This is a genomic window from Vibrio sp. 03_296 (assembly GCF_002265885.1).
In genome coordinates this window covers 15,916-27,056 of record NZ_NPKW01000030.1, presented here as the reverse complement: position 1 = coordinate 27,056, position 11,141 = coordinate 15,916, and the positions used below count along the sequence as shown (strand labels likewise).

Genomic DNA, 11,141 nt, shown 5'->3' with positions numbered 1-11,141 from the left:
ACGTCGACTGCCGACTTCAAAACGCAAGTTAGGAATATCATGACCGCAATATTCTTGCAGTAAACGATTAATGCTATTGAGGTATTTGTCTCGCATCCCAATCCAACACAAAGCGGTTTGGGGCGAACAGAGTGAGCGTATTGTACATTGAGCTCCGCTTGTAACGGGCGAACCCACATACTGAATTCTGTAGCTGGTAGCTCTTCTTGAAGCCGTTGCATACACTGCAACCAAAGCGAAGATGACACGGTGCCCCCACTGAGTACGAAATTAATCTGAAAGATTGGCAATTTTACCTGTTAGATAACCAAGATCGCCAGCGATTGATCGACGATCCAGTGAATAAGATCCAAGTTATTCACAATAATTCGCTTGATTTTGCGGATCAACACACCTTGCCCAATGATTACCCACAAGACGATCCACTTTTCCACGGATCTTGGCGATTTATCCCCAAAATAGACTGTTCATCTGGTTATGGTTAATAACAACTAGTTATTTATTCTATTGAGATAAATCACATTAACATCACCTCCCATAAAGATAAGGAGTCACAAGATGAATAACTGGATTAAAGCGAGTATTGCTGCCATCGCGCTTTCTGCAGCAACTTTTCAGGCGGTTGCCGAAGAAGTGGTTAAAGTGGGCATGTCTGGCCGCTACTTCCCATTCACCTTTGTAAAGCAAGACCAACTGCAAGGTTTTGAAGTAGATATGTGGGATGAGATTGGTAAGCGTAATGGCTACAAAGTCGAATACGTAACCGCAAACTTCTCAGGTCTGTTTGGTTTGCTTGAAACGGGTCGCATCGATACCATTTCCAACCAAATCACCATGACGGATGCGCGCAAAGCCAAATACCTTTTTGCTGACCCATATGTGGTAGACGGCGCTCAGATCACCGTACGCAAGGGCAATGACAGCATCAAAGGCGTTGCAGACCTTGCAGGTAAAACCGTTGCGGTCAACCTTGGCTCAAACTTTGAACAGCTATTACGCGATTACGATAAAGACGGCAAAATCAATATCAAGACTTACGATACCGGTATTGAACATGATGTCGCCTTGGGACGCGCCGATGCATTCGTGATGGATCGTCTGTCAGCGCTAGAACTGATCAAGAAAACCGGTTTGCCACTACAATTGGCAGGTGAACCGTTTGAAACCATCGCTAACGCATGGCCATTTGTGAACAACGAACGTGGCGTGAAGCTGCAAGGTGAAGTCAACAAAGCCCTTGCTGAGATGCGCGCAGACGGTACGGTTGAGCAAATCTCAATCAAATGGTTTGGTGCAGATATCACCAAATAAAGCGAATACTGCTCGTCACAGCTTTCTTTTAAGGTGGAATTTGCGATTCCACCTTTTGTTTTCTTTAAGGGTAACTGGTATGGGATTTGATTTTAACTACATGCTAGAGCTACTGCCGATTCTGCTCAAATACCTCGGCACCACCATGGAAATGGCGATTATTGGTCTGGTTTTCTCTTTGGTCTTGGCGGTAATACTGGCCAATATTCGTGTGTTCCGCGTCCCCATCCTCGATCCACTCAGCCAACTCTACATCAGTTTTTTCCGTGGCACTCCGCTGCTGGTACAACTGTTCTTGCTTTACTATGGCTTACCTCAGATCTTCCCAATCATGGTTGGACTCGACGCGTTCAGTGCCGCTGTTATCGGTTTAACATTGCATTTTGCTGCCTACATGGCAGAAAGCATTCGCGCCGCGATTATTGGCATTGACCGTAGCCAGATGGAAGCCAGCTTGTCAGTCGGCATGACCACTACTCAAGCAATGCGCCGCATTATTTTGCCACAAGCCACTCGCGTCGCTTTACCGTCATTAATGAACTACTTCATCGACATGATCAAATCCACCTCGTTAGCTTTTACGCTCGGCGTGGCGGAAATCATGGCTAAGGCGCAAATGGAAGCCTCGTCGAGCTTCCGCTTCTTTGAAGCATTTTTGGCCGTCGCACTCATCTATTGGGGTGTGGTACTGGTGCTAACCCGAGTACAAATTTGGGCCGAGAACAAACTGAATAAGGCGTATGCGAGATGATCAAATTAGACAATATCCACAAACGCTTTGGCGATACAGAAGTACTCAAAGGCATTGATCTGACCATCAACCAAGGTGAAATCATCGTCATCATTGGTTCAAGCGGGACTGGCAAGTCCACCTTGCTGCGCTGTGTTAACTTTCTAGAGCAAGCAGACCAAGGCAAAATCACCATTGATGACATCAGCGTCGATAGCCAACAACACACCAAAGCCGAAGTGCTTGCGCTGCGCCGCCGCACTGGTTTCGTGTTTCAAAACTACGCGTTATTTGCCCACATGACGGCGCGACAAAATATTGCCGAGGGTTTGATCACCGTTCGCGGCTGGAAAAAAGAAGACGCTCTGAAGCGCGCGCAGCAAATCTTAGATGACATTGGTCTAGGAGAAAAAGGCGACAGCTACCCGGCGGCCCTCTCTGGTGGCCAGCAACAACGCGTCGGTATTGGCCGCGCCATGGCACTGCAACCCGAACTGTTGCTTTTTGATGAGCCAACTTCGGCATTGGATCCTGAATGGGTCGGAGAAGTACTCTCTTTAATGAAGAAGTTAGCCAACCAACATCAAACGATGCTGGTGGTCACCCATGAGATGCAATTTGCCCGAGAAGTGGCGGATCGCGTGATCTTTATGGCGGAAGGCAAGATTGTTGAGCAGGGATCTCCACAGGATATCTTTGGAAATCCACAGGATCCTCGCTTACAAAAATTCCTACGCCAAGTAGGAATGGAGTAAAGATCCCGACAAAGATCGTGAGATCCTTGAGATTTTACTCACACTCCGTATAATCGCCCGGCGGATTTGTTGATACACCACAAAGATTGACACTTTGTGTGACTGTGATTACAATTCCGCCTCTTTGTTGAGAGGCGTCGGTGAACTCTTCTTTATATAGAGAAGAAAACAGACCCACGCCGGGTTAACTTAGAACCTAAAACTACTGATCAGTAAAGGTAATAACAATGGCTACTAAACGCACTTTTCAACCTTCAGTTCTAAAGCGCAAGCGTACTCACGGTTTCCGTGCACGCATGGCGACTAAGAACGGTCGTAAAGTAATCAATGCACGTCGTGCGAAAGGCCGTGCGCGCCTGTCAAAATAATCATTAGCTTATTTTGAATACGTACGCGTTCAATCGGGAGTTACGTTTGTTAACTCCCGAGCATTATCAAAACGTCTTTCAGCAAGCTCATCGAGCTGGCTCTCCTCATTTCACTATCATTGCTCGCAATAATAACCTTTCTCATCCTCGTTTAGGCTTGGCTGTACCCAAGAAGCAAATCAAAACTGCCGTTGGTCGCAACCGATTCAAACGCCTAGCCCGTGAAAGCTTTCGTAACACACAACATCAACTTCCCAATAAAGATTTTGTTGTGATCGCCAAGAAAAGCGCGCAAGATTTGAGCAATGAGGAACTGTTTAAGTTGTTTGATAAGCTATGGCATCGCCTGTCTCGCCCCTCGCGTGGTTAACAATCGGACTCGTCCGTCTTTATCAAGGTCTTATCAGTCCTCTCCTTGGACCGCGCTGTCGTTTTACTCCAACCTGTTCTACATATGCCATAGAAGCGTTGAAAGCTCACGGTTTTGTAAAAGGGTGTTGGTTATCAGGCAAACGTCTATTAAAATGCCACCCTTTGAATGAAGGGGGCTTTGACCCCGTTCCACCAGTCCAAAAACAAGACAGAGATAAATAACGATGGATTCTCAACGTACTCTCCTGGTCCTGCTTCTGGCGCTGGTTTCTTTCTTGCTGTTCCAACAGTGGCAAGTTGCAAAGAACCCAGCCCCTCAAGCCGTTGAACAGGCTCAAACAAGCAGCACTTTACCTGCACCATCTTTTGCTGATGAACTGGACCCAGCGCCAGCGCAACAAGCGTCAGCAAAACTCATCACGGTAACAACGGATGTGTTGACTCTGTCAATCGACACTGTTGGTGGTGATGTAGTGGCTGCGGATTTGAACCAATATTCTGCAGAACTCAATTCTGCGAATGCCTTCGAGCTTCTTAGAGACGCTCAAGGTCATCAATTCATCGCACAAAGTGGTCTGGTTGGCCCACAAGGCATCGACCTAAGCAGCAACAATCGTCCAAGCTACCAAGTGAGCGCGGACAGCTTTACGTTAGCTGACGATCAAAACGAATTACGTATTCCAATGACCTACCAAGCGAATGGCTTGGAGTACACCAAAACCTTTATCCTAAAACGTGGTAGCTACGCGATTGACGTTGAGTTCGATGTCATCAACAAATCAGGTAACAACGCAACGTTAGGCATGTACGCGCACCTACGTCAAAATCTGATGGACGCAGGCGGCAGCATCACCATGCCAACCTACCGTGGCGGTGCTTACTCAACTGAAGATACTCGTTACAAAAAATACAGCTTCGAAGATATGCAAGATCGCAATCTGTCTCTTACTCTGGCCAATGGTCAAGGTTGGGCAGCAATGATCCAGCACTACTTCGCTGCGGCGTGGATCCCGCGCAACGAACCAGGTGCAAACCTGTACACTCGCGTGATTGGCAATATGGGCGACATTGGCGTTCGTATGCCAAACAAAACGGTTGCTGATGGCGATAGCGCACACTTCACGGCAACCCTTTGGGCAGGTCCTAAACTGCAAGACCAAATGGCAGAAGTCGCACCAAACCTTGACTTGGTTGTCGATTACGGCTGGTTGTGGTTCATCGCGAAACCACTGCATTGGCTACTGTCTGTTATCCAAAGCGTTGTGGGTAACTGGGGTGTGGCGATCATCTGTCTAACCTTCATCGTTCGTGGTGCAATGTACCCACTGACGAAAGCACAGTACACCTCAATGGCCAAAATGCGCATGCTACAGCCTAAGCTGCAAGCAATGCGTGAGCGCATCGGTGATGACCGTCAGCGCATGAGCCAAGAGATGATGGAACTGTACAAGAAAGAGAAAGTTAACCCACTCGGTGGTTGTCTTCCTCTCATTCTGCAGATGCCTATCTTCATCGCTCTGTACTGGGCATTGATGGAATCGGTTGAGCTGCGTCACTCGCCGTTCATCCTATGGATTCACGACCTTTCAGCACAGGACCCATACTTCATCCTGCCGCTATTGATGGGTGGTTCAATGTTCCTAATTCAGAAGATGAGCCCAACGACTGTGACCGATCCTATGCAGCAGAAGATCATGACCTTTATGCCGGTGATGTTTACCTTCTTCTTCCTATGGTTCCCATCAGGTCTGGTTCTATACTGGCTAGTATCGAACATCGTTACTCTGATCCAGCAGTCTTTGATTTACAAAGCACTGGAGAAAAAAGGCTTACACACTAAGTAAGTGACAACAGAGTAAAGAAAGGCGGCCAAAAGGTCGCCTTTTTGTTTTCGGCTGATTACAATTCAGCTAATTGATTCACTGACCAGACAAATGGTCGTTAAAACGATAGGCTCATTTATGACAACAGATACGATTGTCGCCCAGGCTACAGCGCCGGGCAGAGGTGGGGTCGGGATTATTCGTGTCTCAGGCCCACAAGCCGCTCAAGTTGCCTTGGAAGTCACAGGGAAGACGTTGAAGCCACGCTACGCTGAATATATCCCTTTTAAAGCCCAAGATGGCAGTGAACTTGACCAAGGGATCGCACTGTTCTTCCCCAATCCTCATTCATTTACTGGCGAAGATGTCCTTGAGTTGCAAGGCCACGGTGGCCCCGTGGTGATGGACATGCTGATTAAACGCATCCTGACCATCTCTGGTGTTCGTCCAGCAAGACCTGGGGAGTTTTCTGAGCGAGCCTTCCTTAACGATAAGATGGACCTCACACAAGCAGAGGCGATCGCAGACCTGATTGACGCGAGCTCCGAAGAAGCGGCTAAATCGGCACTCCAATCGCTACAAGGGCAATTTTCTAAGCGAATTCATACGCTGGTGGAATCTCTCATCCATCTGCGCATCTACGTTGAAGCGGCCATCGATTTTCCAGAAGAGGAAATCGACTTTTTAGCCGATGGTAAAGTGGCGGGCGATCTGCAAGCCATCATCGACAACTTAGATGCGGTGCGCAAAGAAGCCAACCAAGGCGCAATCATGCGTGAAGGGATGAAAGTGGTGATTGCGGGCCGTCCGAACGCTGGCAAATCCAGCCTACTGAATGCGCTATCAGGTAAGGATTCCGCGATTGTCACCGACATTGCTGGCACCACACGTGATGTCCTCCGTGAGCACATCCATATCGATGGTATGCCGCTGCACATCATCGATACGGCTGGTCTGCGTGATGCTTCAGACGAAGTGGAAAAAATCGGTATCGAGCGCGCTTGGGATGAGATCCGTCAAGCCGATCGCGTACTCTTCATGGTCGATGGCACCACCACCGACGCCACCGATCCCAAAGAGATCTGGCCAGACTTTATTGACCGCCTACCCGAGCAAATCGGCATTACCGTGATCCGCAACAAAGCCGATCAAACCCAAGAACAATTGGGGATCTGCCACGTAAGCCAACCAACGTTGATTCGCCTATCAGCTAAGACAGGAGGCGGTGTTGAAGCGTTGCGTAATCACCTAAAGGCTTGCATGGGCTTTTCTGGCAACACCGAAGGCGGCTTTATGGCAAGACGCCGACATCTGGATGCACTTCAGCGCGCCGCAGAGCACCTGCTGATTGGCCAAGAACAATTGGAAGGGTACATGGCCGGAGAAATCCTTGCAGAAGAACTCCGCATCGCTCAGCAGCATCTCAACGAGATCACGGGCGAGTTTAGCTCCGACGATTTGCTCGGACGTATTTTCTCCTCATTCTGTATCGGAAAATAACTTCAAAGCGTGGCCATTGGCTGCGCTTTTTCATTTAAGGACATACTATGATTCACATCATCACAGGCAGCACACTCGGTGGCGCAGAATACGTGGGCGATCACTTGAGCGACCTACTGCAAGAGGCTGGGTTTGAAACCACCATTCACAATCACCCTCAGTTGAGCGAAATCCCTAATCAAGGTACTTGGTTGATCATCACCTCTACACATGGCGCAGGCGAATACCCAGACAACATTCAGCCTTTTATCCACGCTCTGCAAACGACCCCACCGAAAATGAGTGATGTTCGCTATGCTGTTGTGGCAATTGGAGACTCCAGTTACGACACGTTTTGTGCCGCGGGTTTGCACGCTCACGCGTTACTGACTGACATTGGCGCCACTGCGATCACTCAATGCCTGACCATTGATGTGCTCAGCCATACCGTACCAGAAGACGCTGCCGAAGTTTGGCTAAAGCAACATATCGAGCAGTTTTGATGTCTATTGCGGGGGAAGCACTCCCTCGCTTTTCCCCTCTGTGAATAACCTTTCTACAAATCCCATCGCCAATTCGCCGAAAAATCACACGATCCATCTGTGGATAAAATAGAGAAGATCCAGTGTTTTTCCTATAGTTATCCAAATAATAACTTTTACACTTAGCGACCCCTGTGCATAACCCTCCATTTTGATCCCAGGTAATCCTTGTGTAGATCAAATCATGATCACACGATATGATCCAAATAAGATCCATGATCTTGTTGATCATTTTTAACTTATCCACAGATCACCTCGATCCTAATAATAGATCCAATAAAAGATCATATATAAAGATCTTTATATATATTTAGTGGGATGATCTCGTGATTCGCGAGACGAAAACAATTTTCACTCATCCACAAAAGAAGGTAGAATATCGCTCTTTTTCTCTCACTGTTGAATCCTTTGAATACCTGAGGTCAGTTCATGCTTTATCACGAAACATTTGACGTCATTGTTGTCGGTGGCGGACACGCAGGAACGGAAGCCGCACTCGCATCAGCACGCACCGGTCAGAAGACCTTATTACTCACGCACAATATCGATACCTTGGGCCAGATGTCTTGTAACCCAGCCATTGGTGGTATTGGTAAAGGGCATTTGGTCAAAGAAGTGGATGCGATGGGTGGTTTGATGGCGCAAGCGATCGATCACGCGGGTATTCAGTTTAGAACACTAAACGCCTCGAAAGGGCCAGCAGTGAGAGCAACACGTGCACAAGCCGACCGAGCGCTTTATAAAGCTTACGTGCGTGATTTTCTCGAAAATGCGCCGAATCTGACCCTGTTCCAACAAGCAGTGGATGACTTAATTGTCGAACAGGATCAAGTTCGTGGTGTGATCACGCAAATGGGATTAAAGTTCCATGCCAAAGCGGTTGTTCTGACAGTAGGAACTTTCCTTGGCGGAAAGATCCACATCGGTTTGCAAAGCTCTTCTGGTGGACGCGCAGGGGATCCTCCTTCGATCGCGTTGGCCGATCGTCTGCGCGAACTGCCATTTAGAGTCGATCGACTCAAAACGGGTACACCACCACGTATCGATGCACGTAGTGTAGATTTTTCTGTGTTAGAAGCACAACACGGTGACAATCCAACGCCGGTATTCTCTTTTATGGGCGATCGCACCCATCACCCACGTCAAATTCCTTGTTTCATTACCCATACCAATGAACAGACGCATGAGGTGATTCGTAACAACCTCGATCGTAGTCCAATGTATGCTGGCATCATCGAAGGTATTGGCCCTCGTTACTGTCCTTCTATCGAAGACAAAGTGATGCGTTTTGCCGATAAGAACAGCCATCAGATCTTCATCGAACCAGAGGGTTTAACGACTCACGAATTGTATCCAAACGGGATCTCCACCAGCTTGCCATTTGATGTGCAAGTGCAGATTGTTCGTTCGATGAAAGGGTTTGAAAACGCGCACATTGTCCGCCCTGGTTACGCAATTGAATACGATTTCTTCGATCCACGTGACTTGAAACAGACTTACGAAACCAAGTTTATCCAAGGTTTGTTCTTTGCTGGCCAAATTAACGGCACGACTGGCTACGAAGAAGCGGCCGCACAAGGTTTGATGGCGGGTCTCAATGCCAGCCTGTTCAGCCAAGAGAAAGAAGGTTGGAGCCCACGTCGAGATCAAGCCTACATGGGCGTATTGATTGACGATCTCTCAACCATGGGTACCAAAGAACCGTACCGTATGTTCACATCGCGCGCGGAACACCGCTTGTTACTGCGTGAAGACAACGCTGATTTGCGTTTGACAGAAAAAGCACGTGAACTCGGCTTGGTTGATGATGCTCGTTGGGCTCGTTTCAACCAGAAGATCGATAACATGGAACAAGAGCGCCAACGTCTGAAATCGACGTGGATGAATCCGACTTCTGCTGGTATTGACGAGCTTAACCAATTATTGAAAACACCAATGAACCGTGAAGCCAGCGGTGAAGATCTTCTTCGTCGCCCTGAGATGACTTATGAACAGCTCACTTCATTGACCGCTTTTGCGCCTGCAATCGACGATCTTGAAGCCGCGGAACAAGTGGAAATTCAAGTGAAATACGAAGGCTACATCAAGCGTCAGCAAGATGAGATTGAAAAATCCCTGCGTCATGAACACACCAAATTGCCAGCGGATCTTGATTACAGCGATGTGAAAGGCTTATCCAACGAGGTGGTACTTAAACTCAACACCGCCAAGCCCGAGACATTGGGGATTGCATCACGCATTTCTGGTATTACGCCTGCGGCCATTTCGATTTTGTTGGTTCACTTAAAGAAAATCGGCATGTTGAAAGTGGGAGAAGAAAACGCATGAGTGCTCTTCGCCAAAAACTGGACGCTTTAATCGCGCAAACCGATTTGCAGGTCAGTGAACGTCAACGTGAACAACTGTTGGGTTATGTGGAACTGCTAAATAAGTGGAACAAAGCTTACAATCTGACCTCTGTGCGTGATCCGCAAGACATGCTGGTGAAACATATTCTCGATAGCATCGTAGTAGCGCCTCACCTTGACGGTGAGCGTTTTATCGATGTGGGTACTGGACCTGGATTGCCTGGTATTCCGTTGGCGATCATGCATCCAGAGAAAACGTTCTTTTTGTTGGACAGCTTGGGTAAGCGCATTCGCTTTATCAAACAAGTTCTCCATGAATTAAAGATTGAAAATGTGACCACGGTGCAAAGTCGTGTCGAAGAGTTCCAGCCAGAAGAAAAATTTGATGGTGTTCTAAGTCGCGCATTTGCTTCAATGACAGATATGGTGGAGTGGTGTCATCATCTACCGAAAACGGGTCAAGGTGTCTTCCTTGCTCTAAAGGGACTGCACCCTAAAGATGAAATTGATCAGCTTCCTGAGTGGTGCAGTGTGACGGAGATCATATCTTTGACTGTTCCTGAGTTGGAAGGGGATCGCCATCTAGTAATCTTATCGCGCAAGGATAATTAGCGAGGTCATCGTGGGTAAAATAGTAGCAATTGCCAACCAGAAAGGTGGTGTGGGTAAGACAACAACGTGTGTCAATCTAGCAGCGTCAATGGCCGCAACCAAACGCAAAGTATTGGTGATAGATTTGGACCCACAAGGTAACGCTACGATGGCGAGTGGTGTGGACAAATACATGGTGGATGCCACCGCGTACGACTTGCTGGTTGAAGAAACCCCATTTGACCAAGTGGTGTGCAAGACGACCACCGGAAAATATGACCTGATTGCGGCGAATGGCGACGTCACCGCCGCAGAAATCAAATTGATGGAAGTGTTCGCGCGAGAAGTCCGTCTTAAGAACGCCTTAGCGTCAGTTCGCGATAACTATGATTTCATCTTTATTGATTGTCCTCCTTCTTTAAACCTTCTTACAATCAATGCCATGGCTGCGGCGGATTCCGTGCTGGTGCCAATGCAATGTGAATATTTTGCATTAGAAGGTTTAACGGCTCTTATGGATACCATTAGTAAGTTGGCGGCAGTGGTGAACGACAAACTCAAAATCGAGGGATTGTTGCGTACCATGTACGATCCTCGCAACCGCCTGTCTAATGAAGTCTCCGATCAACTCAAAAAGCATTTCGGCAGTAAAGTCTACCGTACTGTGATCCCACGAAACGTGCGTTTAGCAGAAGCGCCAAGTCATGGGAAACCAGCAATGTACTACGACAAACACTCTGCAGGCTCAAAAGCGTATTTAGCGCTTGCAGGAGAAATGCTGCGTCGAGAAGAAATCCCAGTTTAACCTTCACCAAAGGAATT

The 11,141-nt window shown here is 47.8% G+C and carries 12 protein-coding genes and 1 pseudogene; 12 read left to right on the top strand and 1 reads right to left on the bottom strand.

What is annotated here, in order from left to right:
- A pseudogene (locus CIK04_RS02650) lies at window positions 1–248 on the bottom strand (DnaA N-terminal domain-containing protein); the annotation flags it as partial.
- A gap of 310 nt (window positions 249–558) precedes the next feature.
- Between CIK04_RS02650 and CIK04_RS02645 the strand changes: the two are divergent.
- The 12 genes from CIK04_RS02645 to CIK04_RS02585 all read left to right on the top strand — a co-directional run bounded on the left by CIK04_RS02645 (window position 559) and on the right by CIK04_RS02585 (window position 11,124).
- Window positions 559–1,311 (top strand): amino acid ABC transporter substrate-binding protein, encoded by a 753-nt coding sequence (locus CIK04_RS02645; protein WP_011149050.1) that lies wholly within the window; start codon window positions 559–561, stop codon window positions 1,309–1,311.
- Between the two features lie 79 nt (window positions 1,312–1,390).
- Entirely contained in the window at window positions 1,391–2,062 is a 672-nt protein-coding gene (locus tag CIK04_RS02640; protein ID WP_097353386.1) for an amino acid ABC transporter permease, read from the top strand.
- On the top strand, window positions 2,059–2,796 hold the full coding sequence (locus CIK04_RS02635; protein ID WP_011149048.1) for an amino acid ABC transporter ATP-binding protein: 738 nt from the start codon (window positions 2,059–2,061) through the stop codon (window positions 2,794–2,796). The genes CIK04_RS02640 and CIK04_RS02635 overlap by 4 nt, the downstream gene beginning before the upstream one ends.
- Before the next feature lie 227 nt (window positions 2,797–3,023).
- Entirely contained in the window at window positions 3,024–3,164 is a 141-nt protein-coding gene (gene rpmH / locus CIK04_RS02630; RefSeq protein ID WP_011079039.1) for a 50S ribosomal protein L34, read from the top strand.
- Between the two features lie 46 nt (window positions 3,165–3,210).
- Window positions 3,211–3,534 carry a ribonuclease P protein component gene (rnpA, locus tag CIK04_RS02625; RefSeq protein WP_013572637.1) on the top strand — a complete coding sequence of 108 codons (324 nt, stop codon included), beginning with the start codon at window positions 3,211–3,213 and terminating at the stop codon, window positions 3,532–3,534.
- Window positions 3,501–3,758: a membrane protein insertion efficiency factor YidD gene (yidD, locus tag CIK04_RS02620; protein WP_072599185.1), complete on the top strand. Its 258-nt coding sequence runs from the start codon at window positions 3,501–3,503 to the stop codon at window positions 3,756–3,758. The genes rnpA and yidD overlap by 34 nt, the downstream gene beginning before the upstream one ends.
- Before the next feature lie 2 nt (window positions 3,759–3,760).
- The gene (gene yidC, locus CIK04_RS02615) at window positions 3,761–5,380 is read left to right on the top strand and encodes a membrane protein insertase YidC (protein ID WP_097353387.1); all 1,620 of its coding nucleotides are present in this window, start codon (window positions 3,761–3,763) and stop codon (window positions 5,378–5,380) included.
- 117 nt (window positions 5,381–5,497) lie between these two features.
- Window positions 5,498–6,859, top strand: coding sequence for a tRNA uridine-5-carboxymethylaminomethyl(34) synthesis GTPase MnmE (gene mnmE, locus CIK04_RS02610; RefSeq protein WP_039532950.1), 1,362 nt, complete (start codon window positions 5,498–5,500; stop codon window positions 6,857–6,859).
- A gap of 47 nt (window positions 6,860–6,906) precedes the next feature.
- Window positions 6,907–7,341, top strand: a complete 435-nt coding sequence (gene mioC / locus CIK04_RS02605; RefSeq protein WP_017419846.1) for an FMN-binding protein MioC — start codon at window positions 6,907–6,909, stop codon at window positions 7,339–7,341.
- Between the two features lie 468 nt (window positions 7,342–7,809).
- The gene (mnmG, locus tag CIK04_RS02595; protein ID WP_038940373.1) at window positions 7,810–9,708 is read left to right on the top strand and encodes a tRNA uridine-5-carboxymethylaminomethyl(34) synthesis enzyme MnmG; all 1,899 of its coding nucleotides are present in this window, start codon (window positions 7,810–7,812) and stop codon (window positions 9,706–9,708) included.
- Window positions 9,705–10,340, top strand: coding sequence for a 16S rRNA (guanine(527)-N(7))-methyltransferase RsmG (gene rsmG, locus CIK04_RS02590; RefSeq protein ID WP_017419848.1), 636 nt, complete (start codon window positions 9,705–9,707; stop codon window positions 10,338–10,340). The genes mnmG and rsmG overlap by 4 nt, the downstream gene beginning before the upstream one ends.
- 10 nt (window positions 10,341–10,350) lie before the next feature.
- Window positions 10,351–11,124: a ParA family protein gene (locus tag CIK04_RS02585; RefSeq protein WP_011079046.1), complete on the top strand. Its 774-nt coding sequence runs from the start codon at window positions 10,351–10,353 to the stop codon at window positions 11,122–11,124.
- Window positions 11,125–11,141 lie beyond the last annotated feature (17 nt).